This window comes from Pantoea sp. PGP6 (genome assembly GCF_053474785.1).
The window spans coordinates 3488463-3514052 of the sequence record NZ_JBQBMA010000001.1 but is presented as its reverse complement, the minus strand read 5'-3'; the positions used below and the strand labels follow the sequence as shown (position 1 = coordinate 3514052).

Here is a 25590-nt window from a genome sequence, read left to right as displayed (position 1 = left end):
ATAATAACGATGGCGATGAAAAAGTTGCTCATAGCGTCGCTGCTGTTTAGCAGCGCCACCGTTTACGGTGCAGACGATTTCGTGGTGAAGGATATTCATTTCGAAGGGCTGCAGCGAGTCGCCGTCGGCGCGGCTCTGCTGAGCATGCCAGTACGGGTTGGCGATACGGTGAATGACGATGATGTCAGAAATACCATTCGCTCGCTGTTCGCTACTGGCAACTTTGAGGATGTTCAGGTCCTGCGAGACGGTACAACGCTGATTGTCCAGGTCAAAGAACGTCCTACCATTGCCAGCATTACCTTCACCGGTAACAAAGCGGTGAAAGAGGATCAGCTCAAACAAAATCTGGAAGCCTCAGGCGTACGGGTCGGCGAAGCGCTGGACCGTACCATGATCTCTTCGATTGAGAAGGGACTGGAGGACTTCTACTACAGCGTCGGTAAATATACTGCCAGCGTGAAAGCGGTCGTTACGCCGCTGCCGCGTAACCGTGTCGATCTGAAGCTGGTGTTCACCGAAGGTGTCTCTGCCAAAATTCAGCAGATCAACATCGTCGGCAACAAAGCCTTCAGTTCTGATGAACTGATTTCCCGTTTCCAGCTGCGCGATGAAGTGCCGTGGTGGAACGTGGTTGGCGATCGTAAATACCAGAAACAGAAACTGGCGGGCGACCTTGAAACCCTGCGCAGCTTCTATCTCGATCGCGGTTATGCCCGCTTCAACATCGATTCCACGCAGGTCAGCCTGACGCCGGATAAGAAGGGCATCTACATCACCGTTAACATCACCGAAGGCGATCAGTACAAAATCGCTGGCGTGATCGTCAACGGCAGCATGGCAGGCCATTCAGCAGAAATTGAACATCTGACCAAGATTCCGGCGGGCGAGCTGTATAACGGCGCGAAAGTCACGAAGATGGAAGATGAGATCAAGAAGCTGCTGGGGCGCTATGGTTACGCCTATCCGCGCGTGGTCACCCAGCCGGAAATCAACGATGCGGATAAGACAGTAAAACTGCATATCAACGTCGATGCCGGCAACCGCTACTACGTCCGTAATGTCCGTTTCGAAGGCAACGACACCTCAAAAGATTCGGTGTTGCGTCGCGAAATGCGCCAGATGGAAGGGGCATGGCTGGGCAGCGATCTGGTTGAGCAGGGCAAAGAACGTCTGAACCGTACCGGCTACTTCGAAACGGTTGATGTCGATACGCAGCGTGTACCAGGCTCACCTGACCAGGTGGACGTGGTCTACAAAGTTAAAGAGCGTAACACCGGGACCTTTAACTTCGGCGTCGGCTACGGCACCGAAAGTGGCGTCAGCTTCCAGGTCGGCGTCACGCAGGATAACTGGCTGGGCACCGGTAATACCGTTGGCATCAGCGGTACCAAAAACGATTACCAGACCTATGCCGAGTTCTCGCTGACTGACCCGTACTTCACCGTTGACGGTGTGAGTCTGGGTGGTCGCCTGTTCTATAACGACTTTAAAGCGGATAACGCTGACCTTTCTGACTATACCAACAAAAGTTATGGTCTGGACGGTACGCTTGGCTTCCCGATTAACGAAAACAACACTCTGCGTGTCGGTCTGGGCTATGTCCACAATGACCTGTCAAACATGCAGCCGCAGGTTGCGATGTGGCGTTATCTTAATTCGGTCGGCAAGCCGCAACAGCTCAATGACGAAGGCGATTTCTCAGCAGATGACTTCACCTTTAACTACGGCTGGACTTACAACACCCTCGACCGTGGCTTCTTCCCGACCTCCGGTAACCGCACCAACCTGAACGGTAAGGTGACGATTCCGGGCTCGGATAACAGCTTCTATAAGGCCACGCTGGATACACAGCAATATGTGCCGATTAACCAGGATCGTACCTGGGTGCTGTTAGGCCGTGGCCGTGTCGGTTATGGCGATGGTCTCGACGGCAAAGAGATGCCGTTCTATGAGAACTTCTATGCCGGTGGTTCCAGCACCGTGCGTGGCTTCCAGTCCAATACCATTGGTCCGAAGGCTGCGTACTACAATAACAACTCGTCCAACTGCCGGATCGCCGATCCAAACGGTGTCTGTAAGTCGGATGATGCGGTGGGCGGTAACGCCATGGCGATCGCCAGCCTGGAGCTGATCACGCCAACGCCGTTCCTGAGCGAGAAGTATGCTAACTCGGTCCGTACCTCGGTGTTTGTCGATGCCGGTACAGTGTGGGATACCAAGTGGGAAAATACCGCGGAGACGCGTGCTGCCGGCATTCCTGACTACAGCGATCCAAACAACATCCGTGTATCAAGCGGTGTTGCGCTGCAGTGGATGTCGCCGCTCGGCCCACTGGTGTTCTCTTACGCCCAGCCGATCAAGAAAATCGAGGGAGACAAGTCAGAGCAGTTCCAGTTTAACATCGGTAAAACCTGGTAATGTTCTGCGCATGGATGCATAGCTGAAGTATTGCCACCGGGCAGCTCATGTGGCTGTTCCGGGGCAAACACTGTGTCGCTGACACAAACGTTGATGGTAAGGAGTTTATAGTGAAAAAGTTGTTGTGTGCCGCAGGTCTGGGTCTTGCTTTAGCGGTTTCCGCTGGTGTTCAGGCTGCTGACAAAATTGCAGTGGTAAACGTGTCCAGCATTTTCCAACAGTTACCGCAACGTGCGACTGTTGCTAAACAGCTGGAAAATGAGTTCAAAGGCCGTGCGACTGAACTGCAGAGCCAGGAACGCGATCTGCAAACCAAAATGCAGCGTCTGCAGCGTGACGGTTCAACCATGAAGGCCAGCGAACGCAGCCGCATGGAAAAAGACGTCATGTCACAGCGCGAAGCTTTCTCCTCTAAAGCGCAGGCTTTTGAGCAGGATAACCGTCGTCGTCAGATGGAAGAGCGTAACAAGCTGCTGAGCCGTATTCAGGATGCCGTCAAGAAAGTCGCTGACAGCGATGGTTACGACGTCGTGATCGACGCGAACGCGGTGGCTTATGCGTCAAACGCAAAAGACATCACTGCTGACGTGCTGAAACAGGTTAAATAATTGATGTCATCTATTCGACTGGCTGATTTAGCCCAGCAGTTGGATGCAGAATTGCACGGAGATGGCGATATCGTCATCTCCGGCATTGCTTCTATGCAATCCGCCACAACTGGCCAAATCACTTTTCTTGCAAACAGCCGTTACCGCGAGCAACTCGCCCTGATTAAGGCCTCAGCCGTGGTGCTGACGGAAGCGGATCTGGAGTGGTGCCACACCGCAGCGTTGGTGGTGAAAAACCCTTACCTGACGTATGCGCGTATGGCGCAAATACTCGATACCACCCCCCAACCGGCACAAAATATTGCGCCCAGCGCCGTGATTGATCCCAGCGCCCGACTTGGTGCAAACGTCGCCATCGGTGCGAATGCGGTGATTGAGGCAGAGGTCGAACTGGGCGATAACGTGGTGATTGGCGCCGGATGTTTTGTCGGCAAAAAGACCCGCATTGGCAGCGGCACGCGTCTGTGGGCCAATGTCTCTGTTTATCACGAGATTCAGATCGGTCAGGATTGTCTGATTCAGTCCGGCACCGTTATTGGTTCTGATGGCTTTGGTTATGCCAACGATCGCGGCAACTGGGTGAAAATCCCTCAGTTAGGCGCAGTGATTATCGGCGATCGCGTGGAAATAGGTGCCTGTACCACCATTGATCGCGGTGCGCTGGATAACACTCTGATCGGCAATGGTGTTATCATAGACAACCAGTGTCAGATCGCCCACAACGTGGTTATTGGTGACAATACTGCGGTTGCAGGCGGTGTGATCATGGCGGGTAGTTTAAAAATTGGTCGTTATTGTATGATTGGCGGTGCCAGCGTCATTAACGGACATATGGAAATCTGTGACAAAGTCACCGTGACCGGTATGGGTATGGTCATGCGTCCGATCACAGAGCCTGGTGTATACTCGTCAGGCATTCCGCTACAACCCAACAAAACCTGGCGCAAAACTGCAGCGCTGGTGATGAACATCGATGACATGAGCAAACGCTTAAAAGCCATCGAGCGCAAGGTCGGTAAAGACGACTGACCGCCATCCCAAAACTGACCGGCTTTCATAATAAAAGTGTTAAGCAGGGAAGCCAGGCGCCACAGAACCTATTTGCGGCCTGCGGAAGATCATGTTGATCTGTGCAGGCCGTGTTATTGATGTCATCAGATTTTTAGGACAGGAAGAGTATTTTGACTACTGAAACTCATACTCTGAAAATTGAAGAGATTTTAGAGCTGCTGCCGCACCGCTATCCGTTTCTGCTGGTAGACCGCGTGCTGGAATTTGAAGAGCACAAATACCTGCGCGCAGTGAAGAACGTTTCTGTTAATGAACCGTTTTTCCAGGGGCACTTCCCTGGTAAACCGATTTTTCCTGGCGTTCTGATCCTGGAAGCGATGGCGCAGGCCACCGGTATTCTGGCGTTTAAAAGCGTGGGTAAACTGGAGCCGGGCGAACTCTACTACTTTGCCGGCATCGACGATGCTCGCTTCAAGCGTCCGGTTGTGCCGGGCGATCAAATGATCATGGAAGTCACTTTCGAGAAAACCCGCCGTGGTCTGACCCGCTTTAAAGGCGTGGCGACCGTCGATGGCAAAATCGTTTGTGAAGCGACCATGATGTGTGCCCGTAGCCGGGAGGCATAATTCGTGATTGATCCAACCGCCACTATCCATGCCAGTTCTGTCATCGAAGAAGGTGCCATCATTGGCGCTAATGTTCACATTGGTCCGTTTTGCTTTGTTGGGGCCAACGTTGAAATCGGTGAAGGAACGGTCCTGAAATCACACGTCGTGATTAATGGCCATACGCGTATCGGCAAAGATAACCAGATCTATCAGTTCGCCTCAATTGGTGAAGTGAATCAGGATTTGAAATATGCCGGTGAACCGACGCGTGTTGAAATCGGCGATCGCAACCGCATTCGTGAAAGCGTGACGATTCATCGCGGCACCATCCAGGGCGGCCATGTCACCCAGGTTGGCAGCGATAATCTGCTGATGGTGAATGCGCACATTGCGCATGACTGCGTGATCGGCAACCGCTGTATCTTCGCCAACAACGCCACCCTCGGTGGTCACGTCACGGTCGATGATTTCGCCATTATTGGCGGCATGACGGCGGTGCATCAATGGTGCACGATTGGCGCGCATGTGATGGTTGGCGGCTGTTCTGGCGTAGCGCAGGATGTACCACCTTATGTGATTGCCCAGGGCAACCACGCCACGCCGTTCGGGATCAATATTGAAGGTCTGAAACGTCGTGGCTTCAGTAAAGAGTCACTGCACGCGATCCGCAATGCCTACAAATTGCTTTATCGCAGCGGCAGAACGCTGGATGAAGTGAAGCCTGAAATTGAAGCGATCGCGAAGCAGCACAGCGAAGTGCAGCCTTTCTACGATTTCTTTGCCCGCTCAACCCGTGGATTAATTCGTTAATCCATGTCAGCGCGTCCTTTAACGATTGCCCTGGTCGCCGGAGAAACCTCCGGCGATATTCTTGGTGCAGGCCTGATCCGTGCGTTAAAAGCGCGCCATCCTGAGGCACGCTTTGTTGGCGTAGCCGGTCCGCTGATGCAGGCGGAAGGGTGTGAAGCCTGGTACGAGATGGAAGAACTGGCGGTGATGGGCATCGTCGAAGTGCTCGGCCGACTGCGACGTCTGCTGACGATTCGCCGCGATCTCACTCAGCGCTTCAGCGAACTGCGCCCCGATGTGTTTGTCGGTATCGATGCGCCCGATTTTAATATCACGCTGGAAGGCAACCTCAAGCGTGCGGGGGTTCGCACTATTCATTACGTCAGCCCGTCAGTCTGGGCATGGCGACAAAAACGCGTGTTTAAGATTGGCCGCAACACCGATCTGGTGCTGGCGTTTCTGCCGTTTGAAAAAGCCTTTTACGATCGTTATAACGTTCCCTGTCGTTTTATCGGCCATACCATGGCAGATGCGATGCCGCTGCATCCCGATAAGCTGGCTGCGCGCCGCCACCTGGCGATTGCCGATGATGCGCTCTGTCTGGCGCTGTTGCCCGGCAGCCGTGGTGCGGAAGTGGAAATGCTCAGCGCTGATTTCCTGAAAACCGCTCAATTGTTGCGCCGCCACTATCCGGCGCTGGAGATCGTGGTGCCACTGGTTAACGCCCGTCGCCGTGAGCAGTTTGAGAAAATTAAAGCCGAGGTGGCGCCGGAACTGCCGATGCATCTGTTAGATGGGCATGGGCGTGAGGCGATGATTGCGAGCGACGCCGCATTACTGGCGTCAGGCACTGCCGCACTCGAATGCATGCTGGCAAAATGCCCAATGGTAGTGGGTTACCGGATGAAGCCCGCCACCTTCTGGCTGGCGAAGCGGCTGGTGAAAACGCCGTACGTTTCGCTGCCGAACCTGCTGGCCGGGCGCGAACTGGTTACCGAGTTGCTGCAGGATGAATGCCAGCCGGACGCGCTGGCGGCGGCGTTAGATCCGCTGCTGCACGCCGGACCTGAGCGCGACACTCTGCTACAGACGTTTCATGAATTACATCAACAGATCCGCTGGAACGCCGACGAACAAGCGGCGGATGCGGTACTGGAGCTGGTGAATGCCTGATTTTATCTATCCTGCCGTCGGGCTGATTGCCGGCGTAGACGAAGTAGGGCGCGGGCCACTGGTCGGCGCGGTCGTCACTGCCGCGGTGATCCTCGATCCGGCAAAACCGATTATCGGCCTGGCGGATTCGAAAAAATTGTCAGAAAAACGCCGTCTGGCGCTGTATGACGAAATCAAAGAGAAGGCGCTGGCCTGGAGCCTGGGCCGCGCAGAGCCGGAAGAGATTGACCAGCTTAATATTCTGCACGCCACAATGCTGGCGATGCAGCGCGCGGTCGCCGGTTTGCCGATCCTGCCCGACTACGTGCTGATTGATGGCAACCGCTGTCCGGCGCTGCCGATGCCGTCGCAGGCGGTGGTCAAAGGGGATAGTCTGGTGGCGGAAATAAGCGCTGCCTCCATCATTGCCAAAGTGACGCGTGATCGCGAAATGGCGGAACTCGATCAGCTGTTCCCGCAGTATGGCTTTGCGCAACACAAAGGCTATCCTACCGCGCTGCACATGGAAAAATTGACGCAGCATGGTGCCACGCCGCACCACCGTCGCAGTTTTGCTCCGGTACGCAACGCGCTGATCGATGCTGACGTACTGGCTGCCCGCCAGCCCCATACGCTTTAATAGCCTGACACTGTTTTAACCGGAAACTGATATGGCTGAACCCCGTTTTATACATCTGCGTGTCCATAGCGACTATTCGATGGTTGATGGCCTGGCGAAAACCGGGCCGCTGATCAAGAAGGCGGCTGCACTTGGCATGCCCGCGATTGCGATTACCGATTTCACTAACCTGTGTGGTTTAGTGAAGTTTTACGGTGGTGCGCACAGCGCAGGGATCAAGCCGATCATTGGTGCCGACTTCAACGTCGCCAGTGAGCTGATGGGGGATGAGTTGACCCAGCTGACAGTGCTGGCCGCCAACAACACCGGTTATCAGAACCTGACGCTATTGATTTCACGCGCCTATCAGCGAGGCTACGGTGTGGCCGGACCGATCATCGATCGTGACTGGCTGCTGGAGCTAAATGAGGGATTAATCCTGTTGTCGGGTGGACGTCGGGGCGATGTCGGTCGCAGCCTGTTGCGTGGCAATACGGCATTGGTTTCGCAGTGTCTGGCGTTTTATCAGCAGCATTTTGCCGATCGGTATTACCTGGAACTGGTGCGCACCGGTCGTCAGGATGAAGAGAGCTACCTGCACGCGGCGGTTGAACTGGCGATCGCTGAAGGTGTGCCGGTCGTCGCCACCAACGAAGTCTGCTTCATCAATGAAGAGGATTTCGACGCTCACGAAATTCGCGTTGCGATTCACGATGGCTACACGCTGGACGATCCAAAACGTCCGCGCAACTACAGTCCTCAGCAATATATGCGCAGCGAAGCGGAGATGTGTGAGCTGTTTTCGGACATCCCGGAAGCGCTGGAAAACAGCGTAGAGATTGCTAAGCGTTGTAACGTCACGGTCCGGCTGGGTGAGTACTTCCTGCCGCAATTCCCGACTGGTGACATGACCACCGAAGATTATCTGGTGGTGAAATCGCGTGAAGGGCTGGAAGAGCGTCTGGCGTTCCTGTTCCCTGATGAAGCGGAACGTGCAGAGAAACGCCCGGAATATGATGAACGTCTTGAGATTGAGCTCAACGTTATCAACCAGATGGGTTTCCCCGGCTACTTCCTGATCGTGATGGAGTTTATCCAGTGGTCGAAGGATAACGGCGTGCCGGTCGGACCGGGTCGTGGTTCCGGTGCAGGCTCGCTGGTGGCCTATGCGCTGAAAATTACCGATATCGACCCGCTGGAATTTGACCTGCTGTTCGAACGTTTCCTTAACCCGGAACGTGTTTCGATGCCCGACTTCGACGTCGATTTCTGTATGGAAAAGCGCGATCAGGTGATTGAACATGTCGCGGATATGTACGGGCGTGAGGCGGTTTCGCAGATCATTACCTTTGGTACCATGGCGGCGAAAGCGGTAATCCGCGATGTTGGCCGCGTACTGGGGCACCCTTACGGTTTCGTCGACCGTATTTCAAAACTGATCCCGCCCGATCCCGGCATGACGCTGGAAAAAGCCTTTATCGCTGAGCCGCAGCTGCCGGCCATGTATGACGCGGACGAAGAGGTTAAGGCGCTGATCGATATGGCGCGTAAGCTGGAAGGCGTCACGCGTAATGCCGGTAAACATGCTGGTGGCGTGGTGATCGCGCCGACCAAAATTACCGATTTTGCCCCGCTTTACTGCGACGAAAACGGCCAGTTCCCGGTGACTCAGTTCGACAAGAATGATGTGGAATATGCCGGGCTGGTGAAGTTTGACTTCCTCGGCCTGCGTACTCTGACCATCATCGACTGGGCGCTGAAGATGATCAACCCGCGCCGGGAAAAGCAGGGACTGGAGCCGATCGATATCGCCGCCATCCCGCTGGACGATAAAAAAAGCTTCGACATGCTGCAGCGCTCGGAAACCACTGCGGTGTTCCAGCTTGAATCGCGCGGCATGAAAGATCTGATTAAGCGTCTGAAGCCTGACTGCTTTGAAGATATGATCGCGCTGGTGGCGCTGTTCCGTCCGGGTCCGTTGCAATCCGGCATGGTGGATAACTTCATCGACCGTAAACATGGCCGTGAAGCGATCTCTTATCCTGATATTCAGTGGCAGCATGAGAGCCTGAAGCCGGTGCTTGAACCGACCTACGGCATCATTCTCTATCAGGAACAGGTGATGCAGATCGCCCAGGTCCTCTCCGGTTATACCCTTGGCGGAGCGGACATGCTGCGCCGTGCAATGGGTAAAAAGAAACCGGAAGAGATGGCCAAGCAGCGGTCGGTATTCCGTGACGGTGCGGAAAGAATGGGCATCGACGGCGAACTGTCGATGAAGATCTTCGATCTGGTAGAAAAATTTGCTGGCTACGGCTTTAACAAGTCACACTCCGCCGCGTATGCGCTGGTCTCTTATCAGACGCTGTGGCTGAAAGCCCACTATCCGGCCGAGTTTATGGCTGCGGTCATGACGGCTGATATGGACAACACCGAGAAGGTGGTGGGTCTGGTCGATGAATGCTGGCGCATGGGGCTGAAGGTCCTGCCGCCGGACATCAACTCCGGTCTGTATCAGTTCCACGTCAATGAGGCAGGTGAAATCGTCTACGGTATCGGCGCGATCAAAGGCGTCGGTGAAGGGCCCATCGAAGCGATCATCGACGCCCGTAACGAAGGCGGCTACTTCCGCGAACTGTTTGATCTCTGTGCCCGCACCGATACCAAAAAGATTAACCGCCGGGTGATGGAAAAATTGATCATGTCCGGTGCCTTCGATCGCCTCGGACCGCACCGCGCCGCGCTGATGAGTTCCCTCAGCGATGCGTTGAAAGCAGCCGATCAGCATTCCAAAGCGGAAGCGATTGGACAGGCAGATATGTTTGGCGTGCTGGCCGATGAGCCGGAGCAGGTAGAGAAATCCTACGCCAGCGTTACGCCGTGGCCAGAGCAGGTTCAGCTGGATGGCGAGCGGGAAACGCTGGGGTTATATCTTACCGGCCACCCGATTAATCAGTATCTGAAAGAAATTGAGCGTTACGTCGGCGGGGTGCGACTGAAAGATATGCATCCTACCGATCGCGGTAAAATTACCGTCGCGGCTGGTCTGGTGATCGCTGCGCGCGTAATGGTGACCAAACGCGGCAACCGAATTGGTATCTGTACTCTGGACGACCGTTCCGGCCGTCTTGAGGTGATGTTATTTACCGATGCGTTAGACAAATACCAGCAGTTGCTGGAGAAAGACCGTATCCTGATCGTCAGCGGACAGGTCAGCTTTGATGACTTCAGCGGCGGCCTTAAAATGACCGCCCGGGAAGTCATGGACATCGACGAAGCGCGCGAAAAATACGCGCGCGGACTTGCTATATCGCTGACGGACAGGCAAATTGATGACCAGCTATTAAACCGACTCCGTCAGTCCCTGGAACCCCATCGCTCAGGGACTATTCCGGTGCATCTCTACTATCAGAGAGCCGACGCGCGAGCGAAGCTGCGCTTTGGTGCAGCGTGGCGAATTTCGCCCAGCGATCGTTTACTTAACGATCTGCGCTCGTTGATTGGATCGGAGCAGGTGGAACTGGAGTTTGACTAAAACAGGAACATTATGAGTCTTAATTACCTGGATTTTGAACAGCCGATCGCAGAACTGGAAGCGAAGATTGATTCGCTGACGTCGATTGGTCGTCAGGATGATAAACACGTTAATCTGGATGAAGAAGTTCAGCGCCTGCGCGAAAAAAGCGTTGAGCTGACCCGTAAAATCTTTGCCGATTTAGGCGCATGGCAAATCGCCCAACTGGCGCGCCATCCTTTGCGTCCTTATACCTTTGATTACGTCCGTAACGCATTCGACGATTTCGATGAGCTGGCGGGTGACCGTGCTTATGCGGATGACAAAGCCATTGTCGGCGGTATTGCGCGTCTTGACGGCCGTCCGGTGATGATCATCGGCCACCAGAAAGGCCGTGAAACCAAAGAGAAAATTCGTCGTAACTTTGGTATGCCAGCGCCGGAAGGATATCGTAAAGCGCTGCGCCTGATGGAAATGGCTGAGCGGTTTAAAATGCCTATCATCACCTTCATCGACACCCCTGGCGCCTATCCGGGCGTGGGCGCCGAAGAGCGTGGTCAGTCAGAAGCCATTGCACGCAACCTGCGTGAGATGTCGGGTCTGAAAGTGCCGGTCATCTGTACGGTGATTGGCGAAGGCGGTTCCGGTGGTGCGCTGGCGATTGGCGTGGGCGATAAAGTTAACATGCTGCAGTACAGCACCTATTCGGTGATCTCTCCGGAAGGCTGTGCTTCGATTCTGTGGAAGAGCGCTGACAAAGCGCCTCTGGCTGCGGAAGCGATGGGCATTACCGCTCCCCGTCTGAAAGAGCTGAAGCTGATCGACTCGGTTATTCCTGAGCCGTTAGGCGGTGCGCATCGTCATCCGGTCGATATGGCGCAGTCGCTGAAACAGCAACTGCTGGCCGACCTGGCCGATCTCGACGGTCTGAGCACTGAAGAGCTGCTGGATCGTCGTTATCAGCGTCTGATGAGCTACGGCTACGCCTGATTAGGCTGATGGTCAAAACAAAGCGGACTCCGGTCCGCTTTTTTTATGCCGCCAGCCTCACTCTGCCCGATATTCCGCATGCCCCGCCGCCTGCACTGCTCTCCGCCTACACCTTCAATCGGTTAGCGTATATGCTTACCCGATGCCACGACAAAGGGAGGTGAGCATTGAATATTCTGGCGATCATGGGCGCGCACGGCGTGTTTTATAAAGATGAGCCGTTGCGTGAACTCGACGCGGCATTAAAACTGCAAGGTTTTCAGCTACTTTATCCGAGAAACAGCGACGATCTGCTCAAGCTGATTGAACACAATCCGCGTATCAGCGGGGTGATCTTTGACTGGGATGCGCACAACAGCCCGGAACTGTGCGGCGAGATCAATCAGCTCAATGAATACCTGCCGCTCTATGCTTTCATCAATACCCATTCGCAGATGGATATCAGCGTCAATGAGATGCGGATGCCGCTGCACTTCTTTGAATACGCGCTCAACGCAGCCGACGATATCGCGCTGCATATCCGTCAGTACACCGATGACTATATTGACCACATCACGCCACCGCTGACTAAAGCGTTGTTCACCTACGTCAAAGAGGGTAAGTACACCTTCTGCACGCCCGGTCACATGGCGGGCACCGCCTTTCAGAAAAGTCCGGTCGGCTGCCTGTTCTATGATTTCTTCGGCGCCAACACCCTGAAGTCCGATATCTCAATTTCGGTGACGGAACTCGGCTCGCTGCTCGATCATACCGGCCCGCATCTTGAGGCGGAAGAGTATGTAGCGCGCACCTTTGGCGCTGAGCAGAGTTACATGGTGACCAACGGCACCTCGACCTCCAATAAAATTGTCGGGATGTACGCGGCACCCGCCGGCAGCACGGTGCTTATAGACCGTAACTGCCACAAGTCGCTGACTCATCTGTTGATGATGAGCGATCTGGTCCCAATCTGGCTGAAGCCAACCCGCAACGCGCTGGGTATTCTGGGCGGTATTCCAAAACAGGAATTCACTCGCGCCAGCATCACGCAAAAAGTGGCGGCGACCGAACGTGCCAGCTGGCCGGTCCACGCGGTGATCACCAACTCGACCTATGACGGCCTGCTGTATAACACCCAGTACATCAAAGAGACGCTGGATGTGCCGTCGATTCACTTTGATTCCGCCTGGGTGCCCTATACCAACTTCCACCCGATTTACGCCGGTAAAAGCGGCATGAGTGGTGAACGTATTCCGGGCAAAGTGGTGTATGAAACCCAGTCAACCCACAAGCTGCTGGCGGCCTTTTCACAGGCATCGATGATTCACATTAAAGGCGACTATGACGAGCAGACCTTTAACGAAGCCTACATGATGCATACCACCACCTCACCGAATTACGCCATTGTCTCGTCGATTGAAACCGCGGCGGCGATGCTGCGCGGTAACCCGGGCAAGCGACTGATCAATCGTTCGGTGGAACGCGCCCTGCATTTCCGTCGCGAGATCCAGCGCCTGCGCGAAGAGTCTGATAGCTGGTTCTTTGATATCTGGCAGCCGGAACAGATCGATGAGGCGCAATGCTGGCCGATCCAGCCAGGCGACGAGGCGTGGCACGGCTTTACCCAGGCCGATCGCGATCATATGTATCTCGATCCGATCAAAGTCACCATTCTGACGCCGGGCATGAGCGAACTGGGTGAGATGGCTGACGAGGGGATCCCGGCCGCGCTGGTGGCCAGATTCCTGGATGAGCGTGGCATCGTGGTAGAGAAAACCGGTCCCTATAACCTGCTGTTCCTGTTCAGTATTGGCATCGACAAAACCAAAGCGATGAGCGTGCTGCGCGGGCTGACCGAGTTCAAACGCGCCTACGATCTTAATCTGCGGGTGAAAAACATGTTGCCGGATCTCTATGCTGAAGATCCCGACTTCTACCGCAACATGCGGATCCAGACGCTGGCGCAGGGCATTCATCAGTTGATCCGCCATCACGATCTGCCGCGGCTGATGCTGCAGGCGTTTGATGTGCTGCCGGAGATGAAGATGACGCCACATCAGGCGTTCCAGCAGCAGGTGAAAGGCAATATTGAAACTGTCGATATCAGTCAGCTGGTCGGACGGATCTCAGCCAACATGATTTTACCCTATCCGCCGGGCGTGCCGCTGGTGATGCCGGGAGAGATGATTACCGAAGAGAGCCGTGCGGTACTCGATTTCCTGCTGATGCTGTGCAGCATTGGTCGTAACTATCCGGGCTTTGAAACCGATATTCATGGCGCCACGCTGACCGAAGAAGGGGAATATCGCGTTCGGGTGTTGAAAAACGACGCTGGTTAAGAACTTTGTAGATTGTCAGCTACCGGGTGCCTGCGTAAGGTAGGCACTCGTCTGAACTTAAGGAATTGAAATGCTGCAGTTAACGGCTATCCACCACATTGCGATCATCGCGTCAGATTATCAGCGCAGCAAAGCGTTCTACTGTGACGTGCTCGGCTTCAGCCTGCTGGGCGAATATTACCGCGAAGCTCGCGACTCATGGAAAGGGGACCTGGCGCTTCAGGGTCAGTACACGATTGAACTGTTCTCTTTTCCTCAGCCACCGGCACGGGTCAGCCATCCTGAAGCCTGCGGTCTGCGTCATCTGGCGTTCACCGTGCCGGATGTTGAGGCAGCTGTCGCAACGCTGGCGCAGAAAGGCGTCGTGTGCGAGCCAATCCGCATTGATGAACTGACCGGCAAACAGTGTACTTTCTTTGCCGATCCAGATGGTTTGCCGCTGGAGCTTTATCAGGCGTAAAATAGCGCGCTCAGTGGGCCACATCCGGTGGCCCGATTGTCTGGATTGCGCCATGTCTTTGTCTGCTTTTAATTCACTGCTGCAACCGGATGCCGCGCTGGTGGTGGCATTCAGCGGCGGACTCGATTCAACCGTACTGCTGCATCAGGCATGGCGATGGCAACAGCACTCTCCTCAATCCCGCCTGCGGGCACTGCACGTGCATCACGGACTGAGTCCGAACGCCGATCGCTGGGCAGCGCACTGCATGGCGCTCTGCCAGCAATGGCAGTTACCGTGTGAGGTGTTGCGGGTCAGGGTCGATGGGCGTGACAGCGGCATTGAAGCAGCCGCCCGCACCGCTCGCTATCAGGCGCTGAGCACGGCGCTGCAGCCGGGCGAAATTTTACTGACGGCTCAGCATCTCGACGATCAATGTGAAACCTTGTTACTGGCGCTGAAGCGTGGCAGCGGCCCGGCCGGCTTAGCCGCGATGCCGCAATCCCGCTCGCTGGGCGCGCATCGTCTGTTACGGCCGTTGCTCAATCATTCCCGCCAGTCGCTGGAGCAGTATGCCCGGACGCATCAGCTGGTGTGGGTTGAGGATGAGAGCAATCAGGATTTGCGCTACGACCGCAACTTTCTGCGCCAGCGTCTGCTGCCTGAACTCAGTCAGCGCTGGCCCCATTTTGCCGAGGCGACGGCCCGTAGCGCGGCACTCTGCAGCGAGCAGGAGCAGTTGCTGGATGAGCTGCTGGCTGAACAGCTCAGTGCGCTGATCCAGCCTGACGGCAGCTTGCACTTTCCGCCCTTACTGACGATGAGTGAGGCGCGCGCCAATGCGCTGCTGCGCCGCTGGATCGCGGGTCAGGGCGGGGTGATGCCGTCACGAGATGGCCTGAACCGCATCCGTAATGAGGTGATGGCGAGTCGCGAAGATGCCCAGCCGCGGTTGCAGTTTGGTCAGGCTGAACTGCGACGCTATCGCCAGCAACTCTACTTGCTGCCGCGGCTTAGCGCGTTACGCGATATCCAGCTGGCGTGGCCCGATCTTCACCAGCCGCTGCGGTTGCCTGACGATCTGGGCACGTTGCAGGCCAGCCAGTCTCAGCGCCCGTTACGTCTTCCCCGACAGGATGAGCAGATCAGCGTGCGGTTTCACGCCCACGGCCAGATTCATCTGGTGGGGCGCAGCGGCGGACGGGAAATGAAGAAGGTGTGGCAGGCGTTGCACATTCCGCCGTGGCAACGCGAACGGATTCCGTTAATTTTTTACAACCAGACGCTGGTCTGCGCGCCGGATCTCTTCATTACCCGTGAGGGCGCGGCCATCGACCAGCATGGCTGGCAGGCTGTCTGGCATTCAAAATAAAAACGCAGGAGAGCAATGATGAAAACGTGGATCGCGGCGTGTTTACTGGCCGCCGCGCTACCGGCCTGGGCGGCGGGTGATGCGCAGAGCGGGGCGCAGAAAGCAGCCAGCTGTATGGCCTGTCACGGTGCAGAAGGAAAGGCCTCGGTGCCGCTCTATCCTAACCTGGCCGGGCAACAGGCGGCCTATCTTGAGCATGCCCTGCAGGCGTACAAAAAAGGTGAACGCAGCGGGGGGCAGGCCGAGGTGATGAAAGCGTTTGTCGCGGGATTAAGTGATGCAGATATGGCGGATTTAGCGGCGTACTACGGTTCGTTACAGCCCTGAAAGAGGAAAGGGCGGGGAAGTCCCGCCCGGAAAGCGTGGATTATTCTGCGCTGACAACTACCGTTCCCAGCTCCGGATGCGTGAAGCTGGCGATATGGTCGAGGCGTAACTCGCGGGTTTCACCGTCAAGATCGATGGCCAGATATTCCACATTTTTACGTGAAAAAATCTCGCTGGCCTTCGCTTTGAGCTGCTCGCCATTTTTCATTTCCAGCGACAGCATCCAGTTATTTTGGCAGGCGAGTTCCAGGTTGTCGTAATCATCGCAATTGATGGGTTGGTACGCTTCATTTATCAACATAGTCGCTCACCAATAAGTTAGCAGCGGCGTAGGCCGCCTGTTCCCTGACAGAAGAGTTTAGCGCAGTATTTGCGGCAATATCATTAAGCGCCTTCAATGCGCAGCCAATCGCATCGGGTATGTAACCTAAATCCCCGCTGCCGATTTCGGCATATTTTCGGCGAACTAACTCACAATAATTTTGCACGTGGCCCTCCTCAGCAGAGCGTCAATACTCTGGTTAACTGGCGACTATATCACAGCCATTTGCAGGAAATCAGCCCGCTTAAAGCAGGAACAGCACGCAAAACACTGCTAAAGTGACAGATTCCGCTGTCTGACGCGGAAAGAGTCAAAGCACAAAAGGTTAAGTTGATGAACAGGTTATCGGCAGTAAACACCCTAATCGTACGGGAAGGTGGCAGATGATTATGCTGTCACGCAGTGTTGAAATCCCGGAGAGTGAAATTGAGCTGACCGCGATTCGGGCGCAGGGCAACGGGGGACAACATGTCAATAAAGCCAGCACGGCGATACATTTGCGGTTCGATATTGCCGCGTCCTCGTTGCCACCCTTTTATAAACAGCGACTGCTGGCCGCCAGTCACCATCTGATTACGCGCGAAGGGATTGTGGTGATTAAGTCGCAGGAGCACCGCAGTCAGGAGATGAACCGCGAAGCGGCGCTGCAGCGTCTGGTTAATCTGATTCGGGAACTGAGTACGGTAGAAAAGGCTCGTCGTGCCACGCGGCCGACCCGCGCCTCTAAAGAACGACGGCTGGAGGGGAAAGCCCGGCGCAGTACCACTAAGTCGATGCGCGGTAAGGTGCAATAAAAAACGCCCCGCAAGCGGGGCGTCTGAAACGATTACTTATTCAATGCTTTCAGCAGGAAGTCGACGATCTCATCCTGCTTGATCATCTGCTTCTCACCGGCACGGCGCGCTTTATATTCAATCTCCTGATTGTCGAGATTGCGATCGCCAATCACGATGGTGTGCGGCACGCCAATCAGTTCCATGTCAGCAAACATCACGCCCGGACGCTCTTTACGGTCATCCAGAATGACATCCACGCCTTTGGCACGCAGCGTCGCGTACAGCTCTTCCGCCAGCTCTTTCACCCGGAACGATTTCTGCATATTCATTGGCAGAATCGCCACTTCGAACGGTGCCAGCGCCGCAGGCCAGATAATGCCGCGTTCGTCATGATTCTGTTCAATTGCCGCCGCGACCACGCGCGTGATGCCGATGCCGTAGCAGCCCATGCTCATCACCTGGTTGCGGCCATCTTCACCCTGAACCGAGGCTTTCATCGCATCAGAGTATTTGGTGCCGAGTTGGAAGATGTGTCCCACTTCGATACCGCGTTTAATCTGCAAGGTGCCTTTGCCATCCGGGCTGAGATCGCCTTCAACCACGTTACGGATATCCGCTACGCTGGCCAGCGGCAGATCGCGCTCCCAGTTGATGCCAAAGTAGTGTTTACCGTCGACGTTTGCGCCAGCGCTGAAATCACTCATCTTCGCCACGGTACGATCGGCGATAATCGGCATCTTCAGGCCGACCGGACCGATAGAACCTGGACCGGCACCTACGGCAGCACGGATCTCTTCTTCGGTAGCGAACACCAGCGGCGCAGCCACGATGTCCGCTTTTTCCGCTTTGATCTCATTCAACTGATGATCGCCGCGCACCAGCAGGGCAACCAGCGCATGGCCGCTCTCTTCGGCACCTTTTACGATCAGCGTCTTCACCGTCTGCTCAATCGGCAGCTGGAATTGCTCTACCAGTTCGGCGATAGTTTTGGCATCTGGTGTATCAACGATGCGCATTTCCTGCGTCGGCTGAGCGCGTTCCCCGGCCGGGGCAACCGCTTCGGCCAGCTCGATATTTGCCGCATAATCCGATTCAGTAGAGAAGATCACATCATCTTCACCGCTCTGCGCCAGCACCTGGAACTCATGTGACGCGCTGCCGCCGATCGAGCCGGTATCCGCCTGCACCGCGCGGAAATCCAGCCCCATGCGAGTGAAGCTCTGGCTGTAAGCCCGGTACATTGCCTCGTATGTTTCCTGCAACGACTCCTGAGAAACGTGGAACGAGTAAGCATCTTTCATAATGAATTCACGTGAACGCATCACGCCAAAACGCGGGCGTACTTCATCACGGAATTTGGTCTGAATCTGATACAGATTTAGCGGCAGCTGCTTATAGGAGCTCAGCTCGTTACGGATCAGGTCAGTGACCACTTCTTCATGCGTCGGGCCAAGCACGAACGGACGATCATGGCGATCCGCAATACGTAACAGTTCCGGGCCATACTCTTCCCAGCGACCGCTCTCTTGCCATAAATCGGCAGGCTGCACGACCGGCATTGAAATCTCAATCGCGCCGGCGTTGTTCATCTCTTCACGCACGATGTTTTCGACTTTTTTCAGCACGCGCACCCCGGTCGGTAACCAGGTATACAAGCCAGAAGCCAGTTTGCGGATCATACCGGCGCGCAGCATCAGCTGATGGCTGATCACTTCAGCGTCGGAAGGCGTCTCTTTCTGAGTAGAGAGCAGATATTGAGTAGTACGCATTGATTACGATTCCAGTTGATCGGAAAGTCACAGACAGAATTTTGCTGGCGGCTAGTGTACCAGTGAGATCACCGGCTCAAAAGCGGGTTTTAACGCGGGTCGATGGCGATCACTTCCGTTCCGGCCGCGTCGATCCGCCAGCGCACATTAAAATCGATCAGCCAGGCGGCATATTCCCGCTGCTCCACTTCGCCTTTACGGTAAGCCGGACGGGGATCCTGCGCCAGGACTTCGCTGATAAAGCGCGCTAAATGCGGGTAGCGCGGCTGCAGCTGCTGCAATTGCTGTTGCGCCTGATCCGAGAAGCGGACCGGCATATCAGCGGCTGGCGCTGCCTGAGCAAAACCTGCCTCGGCGTGCGGTAAGGCTTCTGCAAACGGCAGGTAAGGTTTGATATCAACTACCGGCGTCCCGTCGACCAGATCCAGACTGCCGAGTTGCAGGATGACCTGCTGTTTATCGATATGGATGCCCTTAAGCTCAACCAGTGACATACCAATCGGATTAGGTCGAAAGGTTGAGCGGGTCGCGAAAACCCCGATGCGCGCATTGCCGCCGAGACGGGGCGGACGTACCGTTGGTCGCCAGCCACCCGCCATGGTCTGATGGAACACGAACAGCAGCCACAGATGGCTGAAAGCTTCCAGCCCGCGCACTGCTTCCGACTGGTTATAAGGTGCCAGCAGGTGCAGCTCGCCGCCGCCATCCTGCACCAGACCAGGCTGGCGTGGTACGGCAAACTTCTCTTTCCACGGCGAGCGGATTACCCCAATTTGCGCAAAGGCGAAGTCACTCATTGATTACTGACTTTCAGCGCCGAACCCTGGCACACTGCCTGGCGATAGCAGCCTGGCGTACCGGTTACGATTTCGCATTTATGCAGCAGTACCGCATTGGCTTTCATCTGAGAGGCGCGGATCTGCAGGCGTTTACGTGCAGTGGCGATGTTAGCGGGTGAGTTCTGATTACTGATCTGACAATCTTCAGCAGTGACTTCGCCGAGATCGCGGAACGGTTTGCTGACCAGATCGGCCGCATCGGTATAGAGCTTAACCGGCGCAGGACGTGGCGTAGGTTTACGGGTCGGTTCGCTGGATTGCTGCGGACGAGAAGGTGCGCTGCTTATTGGGTGATATTCGTGAACACACCCGGTCAGCATCAATGCTAACAAGCAGAGCGGTAAAAAACGCATGGCAACATCCTCAAGTTTCAAAAAGTGGCGTTATTGAAACAAGGACCAGAATAAATAACAAGTCGGGCAGGGCACCCAATAACAGAAAGGGCGGCATAGCGCCGCCCTGGAAGAGAGGAGTAACCGAATTACCAGCCTTTAACGGCGCCGCCGTTGAAGACTTTGTTTGCGGCTTCGTTGACTTCGTCAGACTGGTAAGCCTGTACGAACTTCTTCACGTTTTCCGCATCTTTATTGTCTTCACGTGCCACAATCAGGTTCACGTAAGGAGAATCTTTATCTTCGACAAAGATGCCATCTTTAGCCGGCGTCAGACCGATCTGGCTGGCGTAGGTGGTATTGATAACCGCCAGCGCAATCTGCTGATCGTCGAGTGAGCGCGGCAGCTGTGGCGCTTCCAGCTCAACAATTTTCAGATGTTTTGGGTTCTCGGTGATATCCAGTGAGGTCGGCAGCAGGCCCACGCCATCTTTCAGCTTGATCAGACCCACTTTGTGCAGCAGCAGCAGGGTACGGCCCAGGTTGGTCGGGTCGTTAGGAATCGCGACCTGAGCTCCGTCCTGCAACTCATCCAGTGACTTAATCTTTTTCGAGTAGCCCGCGATAGGGTAGACGAAGGAGTTACCGACTGATACCAGCTTGTAGCCACGATCTTTGATCTGCTGATCCAGATACGGCTTGTGCTGGAAAGCATTGGCGTCGATGTCGCCTTTGCTCAGCGCTTCGTTAGGCAGCACGTAATCGTTAAACGTCACCAGTTCAACGTCGAGGCCATATTTCTCTTTCGCGACTTTCTGCGCTGCTTCAGCTACCTGCTGCTCAGCACCGACAATTACGCCCACTTTAATATGGTTGGGATCTTTCTCTTTTTGATCGCATCCTGCCAGCGCAATTGCGCCAATCAGTGCACCCACAGCGGCAATTTTTTTAAATCTGAAAGACATATCCTTTCCTTAATAGTGATATTGCTGGCTTACTTATGGGACACCGCACGTACGATGCGGTCACCACAGAATTGAATGAGATACACCAAAACCACTAACAACACCAATACCGTATTCATCACCGTGGCGTTGTAGCCGATATAACCGTACTGATAACCGATCTGACCCAGACCGCCTGCTCCCACTGCGCCGCCCATTGCGGAGTAACCGACCAGCGTAATCAGGGTGATGGTCGCCGCGTTGACCAGGCCAGGCATCGCTTCAGGTAACAGAACCTTGCGGATAATCTGCATTGGCGTGGCGCCCATCGCGCGTGACGCTTCAATCAGTCCGGTGGGCAGTTCCAGCAGAGCATTTTCCACCATACGCGCAATAAAAGGTGCGGCGCCGACGGTTAACGGCACAATCGCGGCCTGTAAGCCAATCGACGTACCGACGATGACGCGGGTAAAGGGAATCATCCAGACCAGCAGGATAATAAAAGGAATCGAACGGAAGATATTCACCAGCGCCGAGAGCACGCGGTAGAGCCCCTGATTCTGCAGAATCTGTCCCGGACGGGTGACATACAGCAACACGCCGACTGGCAGACCCAGCACAAAGCCAAAGAAGCCCGAGACAAAGGTCATCATCAGCGTTTCCCATACGCCGCGCCCCAGCAACCACATCATCGCCTCAGACATAACCTAACACCTCTACTTTCACGTGATTCTCCTGCAGCCAGGCGATGGCCTGACGGGTATCGCTTTCTGTGCCGTGCATTTCGGCCAGCATAATGCCGAACTTCACACCGCCGGCATAATCCATCTGGGCACTGATAATGTTGTTATTGACGTTGTAACGGCGTGCCGCTTCCGACAACAGCGGCGCATCGACAGATTTGCCGGTGAACTCCAGACGCAGCAGCGGCACACTATCGTGGCTGGCGGCGGCTGATAGACGCTGCTGATAGTCATCCGGGATATCCAGATGCAGCGTCGACTGAATGAACTGCTGCGCCAGCGGCGTTTTCGGATGTGAGAAGACTTCACTGACGCTATCTTTCTCAATCAGTTCACCCTGACTGATGACGGCGACCTGGTCACAGATGCGTTTCACCACATCCATCTCATGGGTGATCAGCAGAATGGTCAGGCCGAGCCGGCGGTTAATGTCTTTCAGCAGCTCCAGAATCGAGCGGGTCGTGGCCGGATCGAGGGCGCTGGTGGCTTCATCACACAGCAGCACCTTAGGATTACTGGCCAGGGCACGGGCAATCGCGACGCGTTGCTTCTGGCCGCCGGAAAGGTTTGCGGGCCAGGCATCATGCTTATCGGACAGGCCGACCAGCTCCAGCAGTTCAGCGACCCGCGCCTTAATCTGCTCGCGTGACAGGTTACCCAGCTCCAGCGGCAGCGAAACGTTGCCGGCGACGGTGCGGGAATTCATCAGGTTAAAGTGCTGAAAGATCATGCCGATCTGACGACGCGCCTGGGTCAGCTGGCGTTCGTTAAGCGCGGTCAGGTCAGCGCCATCCACCAGTACCCGGCCCGAAGTAGGGCGTTCAAGCAGGTTAACGCAACGAATCAATGTACTTTTGCCGGCACCGGAAGCCCCGATGACGCCATAAATTTGTCCGGCAGGCACGTGCAGACTGACGTCAGATAACGCCTGAATGGTACGGTTGCCTTGCTGAAACACCTTGGTGATATTTTCTAATTTAATCATTACGTTATTTATTATCGTGTTGCGTTGTCCGTGGTGTGGCAGGCGGTTAAGCCTGATATGCTGTCAAAGCTGGATGGATGGTAAGGCATCCAGACGTCTAAATCAATGGAAGTGATTCAATCTGGCATTCTCCCTTTTATAGCAATCATGCGATACTGATCGGCAATTTTTACAGCAGGAGTTTCTACGTGGCGAATAAAGTCCCAGCCATTTTTCTTGATCGCGATGGCACCCTTAACGTCGACCATGGCTATGTCCATGAAATTGATGATTTCCAGTTCATTGACGGCACTATTGAGGCGCTGCAGCAACTGAAGCAGATGGGTTTTGCGCTGGTGGTGGTGACCAATCAGTCTGGCATTGCGCGCGGCATGTTTACTGAAGATACCTTTATGCGCCTGACCGAGTGGATGGACTGGTCATTAGCCGATCGCGATGTGGATCTGGATGGCATCTATTTCTGTCCGCATCATCCTGAGGCGGCGGTCGAAGAGTTCCGCCAGGAGTGTGATTGCCGCAAACCGCAGCCGGGCATGCTGTTAACCGCCCAGCAGGAACTGCATATTGATATGGCCGCTTCTTATATGGTGGGTGACAAGCTGGAAGATATGCTGGCGGGTCAGGCTGCGGGTGTCGGTAAAAAAGTACTGGTGCGCAGCGGCAAGCCGGTCACCGCCGAAGGCGAAGCCGCAGCAGACTGGGTAATTGATAGCCTTGCCGCGCTGCCGGCACGCATCAAACAGGGCTAAAACGGCGCTTTTGTGCAAATTTCAGACGAACAGCAAAAAAGTTTGAATTTGCACTTGCGCTATCTGAAGCGTTCCCTATAATGCGCCTCCACTGACACGGAACACCGGCTTACGGAGAGACGGGTCAGCAGGCACAGGAGACTGCGCCGCCGGAGAAAAACTTCTGAAAAAGAAGTTGACTCTGAGGGAGGAAAGCGTAATATACGCCACCTCGCGACAGACGGTTAACCCGCTGCTCGCACTGCTCTTTAACAATTTATCAGACAATCTGTGTGGGCACTCGCAGGATTGATATCAGCGTCTCCGGACGTAAAAAATATCAAGTCTCACGAGTGAACACATAATGAAATTCATTATGACGTTTTACAGATGAGCACCGCTTAACTTGTTTAAGCAAATCAAACTTAAATTGAAGAGTTTGATCATGGCTCAGATTGAACGCTGGCGGCAGGCCTAACACATGCAAGTCGGACGGTAGCACAGAGAGCTTGCTCTTGGGTGACGAGTGGCGGACGGGTGAGTAATGTCTGGGGATCTGCCCGATAGAGGGGGATAACCACTGGAAACGGTGGCTAATACCGCATAACGTCGCAAGACCAAAGAGGGGGACCTTCGGGCCTCTCACTATCGGATGAACCCAGATGGGATTAGCTAGTAGGCGGGGTAATGGCCCACCTAGGCGACGATCCCTAGCTGGTCTGAGAGGATGACCAGCCACACTGGAACTGAGACACGGTCCAGACTCCTACGGGAGGCAGCAGTGGGGAATATTGCACAATGGGCGCAAGCCTGATGCAGCCATGCCGCGTGTATGAAGAAGGCCTTCGGGTTGTAAAGTACTTTCAGCGGGGAGGAAGGCGATGTGGTTAATAACCGCGTCGATTGACGTTACCCGCAGAAGAAGCACCGGCTAACTCCGTGCCAGCAGCCGCGGTAATACGGAGGGTGCAAGCGTTAATCGGAATTACTGGGCGTAAAGCGCACGCAGGCGGTCTGTTAAGTCAGATGTGAAATCCCCGGGCTTAACCTGGGAACTGCATTTGAAACTGGCAGGCTTGAGTCTCGTAGAGGGGGGTAGAATTCCAGGTGTAGCGGTGAAATGCGTAGAGATCTGGAGGAATACCGGTGGCGAAGGCGGCCCCCTGGACGAAGACTGACGCTCAGGTGCGAAAGCGTGGGGAGCAAACAGGATTAGATACCCTGGTAGTCCACGCCGTAAACGATGTCGACTTGGAGGTTGTTCCCTTGAGGAGTGGCTTCCGGAGCTAACGCGTTAAGTCGACCGCCTGGGGAGTACGGCCGCAAGGTTAAAACTCAAATGAATTGACGGGGGCCCGCACAAGCGGTGGAGCATGTGGTTTAATTCGATGCAACGCGAAGAACCTTACCTACTCTTGACATCCAGCGAACTTGGCAGAGATGCCTTGGTGCCTTCGGGAACGCTGAGACAGGTGCTGCATGGCTGTCGTCAGCTCGTGTTGTGAAATGTTGGGTTAAGTCCCGCAACGAGCGCAACCCTTATCCTTTGTTGCCAGCGATTCGGTCGGGAACTCAAAGGAGACTGCCGGTGATAAACCGGAGGAAGGTGGGGATGACGTCAAGTCATCATGGCCCTTACGAGTAGGGCTACACACGTGCTACAATGGCGCATACAAAGAGAAGCGACCTCGCGAGAGCAAGCGGACCTCACAAAGTGCGTCGTAGTCCGGATCGGAGTCTGCAACTCGACTCCGTGAAGTCGGAATCGCTAGTAATCGTGGATCAGAATGCCACGGTGAATACGTTCCCGGGCCTTGTACACACCGCCCGTCACACCATGGGAGTGGGTTGCAAAAGAAGTAGGTAGCTTAACCTTCGGGAGGGCGCTTACCACTTTGTGATTCATGACTGGGGTGAAGTCGTAACAAGGTAACCGTAGGGGAACCTGCGGTTGGATCACCTCCTTACCTGAAGATACCTTCCG

23 protein-coding genes and 1 rRNA gene are annotated in these 25590 nt (G+C 55.0%); 16 read left to right on the top strand and 8 right to left on the bottom strand.

The genetic code is table 11. From position 1 onward, the window contains the following. Positions 1-9 precede the first annotated feature (9 nt). The 13 genes from bamA (at position 10) to ACLIBF_RS17140 (ending at position 16168) form a co-directional block, all read left to right on the top strand. Complete coding sequence (gene bamA / locus ACLIBF_RS17200) at positions 10-2421, top strand: outer membrane protein assembly factor BamA (RefSeq protein WP_031375284.1); 2412 nt, start codon at positions 10-12, stop codon at positions 2419-2421. Between the two features lie 110 nt (positions 2422-2531). Then, complete coding sequence (skp, locus tag ACLIBF_RS17195; protein ID WP_003852644.1) at positions 2532-3029, top strand: molecular chaperone Skp; 498 nt, start codon at positions 2532-2534, stop codon at positions 3027-3029. A 3-nt stretch (positions 3030-3032) separates the two neighbouring features. Then, positions 3033-4058, top strand: coding sequence for a UDP-3-O-(3-hydroxymyristoyl)glucosamine N-acyltransferase (lpxD, locus tag ACLIBF_RS17190; RefSeq protein ID WP_031375285.1), 1026 nt, complete (start codon positions 3033-3035; stop codon positions 4056-4058). Between the two features lie 152 nt (positions 4059-4210). Then, the gene (gene fabZ, locus ACLIBF_RS17185) at positions 4211-4666 is read left to right on the top strand and encodes a 3-hydroxyacyl-ACP dehydratase FabZ (protein WP_031375286.1); all 456 of its coding nucleotides are present in this window, start codon (positions 4211-4213) and stop codon (positions 4664-4666) included. A gap of 3 nt (positions 4667-4669) precedes the next feature. Next, a complete protein-coding gene (lpxA, locus tag ACLIBF_RS17180) occupies positions 4670-5458 on the top strand; it encodes an acyl-ACP--UDP-N-acetylglucosamine O-acyltransferase (RefSeq protein ID WP_031375287.1) in 789 nt (262 codons plus the stop codon). A 3-nt stretch (positions 5459-5461) separates the two neighbouring features. After that, the gene (gene lpxB, locus ACLIBF_RS17175; RefSeq protein ID WP_046289207.1) at positions 5462-6610 is read left to right on the top strand and encodes a lipid-A-disaccharide synthase; all 1149 of its coding nucleotides are present in this window, start codon (positions 5462-5464) and stop codon (positions 6608-6610) included. Further along, positions 6603-7229, top strand: coding sequence for a ribonuclease HII (rnhB, locus tag ACLIBF_RS17170; RefSeq protein ID WP_159222684.1), 627 nt, complete (start codon positions 6603-6605; stop codon positions 7227-7229). Before lpxB ends, rnhB begins: the two co-directional genes overlap by 8 nt. A 31-nt stretch (positions 7230-7260) precedes the next feature. Further along, on the top strand, positions 7261-10743 hold the full coding sequence (dnaE, locus tag ACLIBF_RS17165) for a DNA polymerase III subunit alpha (protein WP_448310173.1): 3483 nt from the start codon (positions 7261-7263) through the stop codon (positions 10741-10743). A gap of 12 nt (positions 10744-10755) precedes the next feature. Then, positions 10756-11712, top strand: a complete 957-nt coding sequence (gene accA / locus ACLIBF_RS17160; protein WP_279810049.1) for an acetyl-CoA carboxylase carboxyl transferase subunit alpha — start codon at positions 10756-10758, stop codon at positions 11710-11712. Between the two features lie 167 nt (positions 11713-11879). Further along, positions 11880-14030, top strand: a complete 2151-nt coding sequence (locus ACLIBF_RS17155; RefSeq protein ID WP_279810048.1) for a lysine decarboxylase LdcC — start codon at positions 11880-11882, stop codon at positions 14028-14030. A gap of 70 nt (positions 14031-14100) precedes the next feature. Beyond that, the gene (locus tag ACLIBF_RS17150) at positions 14101-14490 is read left to right on the top strand and encodes a VOC family protein (protein WP_031375291.1); all 390 of its coding nucleotides are present in this window, start codon (positions 14101-14103) and stop codon (positions 14488-14490) included. Positions 14491-14542: 52 nt separating this feature from the next. Further along, positions 14543-15841: a tRNA lysidine(34) synthetase TilS gene (tilS, locus tag ACLIBF_RS17145; RefSeq protein ID WP_279810047.1), complete on the top strand. Its 1299-nt coding sequence runs from the start codon at positions 14543-14545 to the stop codon at positions 15839-15841. Positions 15842-15859: 18 nt separating this feature from the next. After that, positions 15860-16168, top strand: a complete 309-nt coding sequence (locus ACLIBF_RS17140; protein WP_031375292.1) for a c-type cytochrome — start codon at positions 15860-15862, stop codon at positions 16166-16168. Between the two features lie 40 nt (positions 16169-16208). On the opposite strand, the gene rof is transcribed toward ACLIBF_RS17140, so the two are convergent. Next, a complete protein-coding gene (gene rof / locus ACLIBF_RS17135) occupies positions 16209-16469 on the bottom strand; it encodes a Rho-binding antiterminator (RefSeq protein ID WP_069728398.1) in 261 nt (86 codons plus the stop codon). Beyond that, a complete protein-coding gene (locus ACLIBF_RS17130; protein ID WP_031375293.1) occupies positions 16456-16656 on the bottom strand; it encodes a YaeP family protein in 201 nt (66 codons plus the stop codon). Before ACLIBF_RS17130 ends, rof begins: the two co-directional genes overlap by 14 nt. Positions 16657-16873: 217 nt before the next feature. Between ACLIBF_RS17130 and arfB the strand changes: the two genes are divergently transcribed. After that, entirely contained in the window at positions 16874-17284 is a 411-nt protein-coding gene (arfB, locus tag ACLIBF_RS17125) for an alternative ribosome rescue aminoacyl-tRNA hydrolase ArfB (protein WP_031375294.1), read from the top strand. Between the two features lie 32 nt (positions 17285-17316). On the opposite strand, the gene proS is transcribed toward arfB, so the two are convergent. The 6 genes from proS to metN all read right to left on the bottom strand — a co-directional run bounded on the left by proS (position 17317) and on the right by metN (position 22878). Then, positions 17317-19035, bottom strand: a complete 1719-nt coding sequence (proS, locus tag ACLIBF_RS17120) for a proline--tRNA ligase (protein WP_031375295.1) — start codon at positions 19033-19035, stop codon at positions 17317-17319. A gap of 89 nt (positions 19036-19124) precedes the next feature. Beyond that, positions 19125-19832, bottom strand: a complete 708-nt coding sequence (tsaA, locus tag ACLIBF_RS17115; protein WP_279810046.1) for a tRNA (N6-threonylcarbamoyladenosine(37)-N6)-methyltransferase TrmO — start codon at positions 19830-19832, stop codon at positions 19125-19127. Beyond that, positions 19829-20227 carry an Rcs stress response system protein RcsF gene (gene rcsF, locus ACLIBF_RS17110; protein ID WP_069728397.1) on the bottom strand — a complete coding sequence of 133 codons (399 nt, stop codon included), beginning with the start codon at positions 20225-20227 and terminating at the stop codon, positions 19829-19831. The genes tsaA and rcsF overlap by 4 nt, the downstream gene beginning before the upstream one ends. Before the next feature lie 128 nt (positions 20228-20355). Next, entirely contained in the window at positions 20356-21171 is an 816-nt protein-coding gene (locus tag ACLIBF_RS17105) for a MetQ/NlpA family lipoprotein (protein ID WP_448310168.1), read from the bottom strand. A gap of 29 nt (positions 21172-21200) precedes the next feature. Then, positions 21201-21854, bottom strand: coding sequence for a methionine ABC transporter permease MetI (locus tag ACLIBF_RS17100; protein ID WP_031375299.1), 654 nt, complete (start codon positions 21852-21854; stop codon positions 21201-21203). After that, on the bottom strand, positions 21847-22878 hold the full coding sequence (gene metN / locus ACLIBF_RS17095) for a methionine ABC transporter ATP-binding protein MetN (RefSeq protein ID WP_031375300.1): 1032 nt from the start codon (positions 22876-22878) through the stop codon (positions 21847-21849). The genes ACLIBF_RS17100 and metN overlap by 8 nt, the downstream gene beginning before the upstream one ends. Before the next feature lie 188 nt (positions 22879-23066). On the opposite strand from metN, the gene gmhB reads away from it, so the two are divergent. Further along, the gene (gene gmhB / locus ACLIBF_RS17090) at positions 23067-23627 is read left to right on the top strand and encodes a D-glycero-beta-D-manno-heptose 1,7-bisphosphate 7-phosphatase (protein ID WP_031375301.1); all 561 of its coding nucleotides are present in this window, start codon (positions 23067-23069) and stop codon (positions 23625-23627) included. A 406-nt stretch (positions 23628-24033) separates the two neighbouring features. Beyond that, positions 24034-25573 (top strand): 16S ribosomal RNA (locus ACLIBF_RS17085). Positions 25574-25590: the final 17 nt, after the last annotated feature.

Excerpts from the sequence above, each read along its gene's own strand:
- bamA (WP_031375284.1), top strand. The coding sequence starts at position 10 with ATGGCGATGAAAAAGTTGCTCATAGCGTCGCTGCTGTTTAGCAGCGCC.
- lpxD (WP_031375285.1), top strand. The coding sequence starts at position 3,033 with ATGTCATCTATTCGACTGGCTGATTTAGCCCAGCAGTTGGATGCAGAA.
- lpxB (WP_046289207.1), top strand. The coding sequence starts at position 5,462 with ATGTCAGCGCGTCCTTTAACGATTGCCCTGGTCGCCGGAGAAACCTCC.
- rnhB (WP_159222684.1), top strand. The coding sequence starts at position 6,603 with ATGCCTGATTTTATCTATCCTGCCGTCGGGCTGATTGCCGGCGTAGAC.
- dnaE (WP_448310173.1), top strand. The coding sequence starts at position 7,261 with ATGGCTGAACCCCGTTTTATACATCTGCGTGTCCATAGCGACTATTCG.
- accA (WP_279810049.1), top strand. The coding sequence starts at position 10,756 with ATGAGTCTTAATTACCTGGATTTTGAACAGCCGATCGCAGAACTGGAA.
- ACLIBF_RS17150 (WP_031375291.1), top strand. The coding sequence starts at position 14,101 with ATGCTGCAGTTAACGGCTATCCACCACATTGCGATCATCGCGTCAGAT.
- tilS (WP_279810047.1), top strand. The coding sequence starts at position 14,543 with ATGTCTTTGTCTGCTTTTAATTCACTGCTGCAACCGGATGCCGCGCTG.
- ACLIBF_RS17140 (WP_031375292.1), top strand. The coding sequence starts at position 15,860 with ATGAAAACGTGGATCGCGGCGTGTTTACTGGCCGCCGCGCTACCGGCC.
- rof (WP_069728398.1), bottom strand. The coding sequence starts at position 16,469 with ATGTTGATAAATGAAGCGTACCAACCCATCAATTGCGATGATTACGAC.
- arfB (WP_031375294.1), top strand. The coding sequence starts at position 16,874 with ATGATTATGCTGTCACGCAGTGTTGAAATCCCGGAGAGTGAAATTGAG.
- proS (WP_031375295.1), bottom strand. The coding sequence starts at position 19,035 with ATGCGTACTACTCAATATCTGCTCTCTACTCAGAAAGAGACGCCTTCC.
- tsaA (WP_279810046.1), bottom strand. The coding sequence starts at position 19,832 with ATGAGTGACTTCGCCTTTGCGCAAATTGGGGTAATCCGCTCGCCGTGG.
- rcsF (WP_069728397.1), bottom strand. The coding sequence starts at position 20,227 with ATGCGTTTTTTACCGCTCTGCTTGTTAGCATTGATGCTGACCGGGTGT.
- ACLIBF_RS17105 (WP_448310168.1), bottom strand. The coding sequence starts at position 21,171 with ATGTCTTTCAGATTTAAAAAAATTGCCGCTGTGGGTGCACTGATTGGC.
- ACLIBF_RS17100 (WP_031375299.1), bottom strand. The coding sequence starts at position 21,854 with ATGTCTGAGGCGATGATGTGGTTGCTGGGGCGCGGCGTATGGGAAACG.
- metN (WP_031375300.1), bottom strand. The coding sequence starts at position 22,878 with ATGATTAAATTAGAAAATATCACCAAGGTGTTTCAGCAAGGCAACCGT.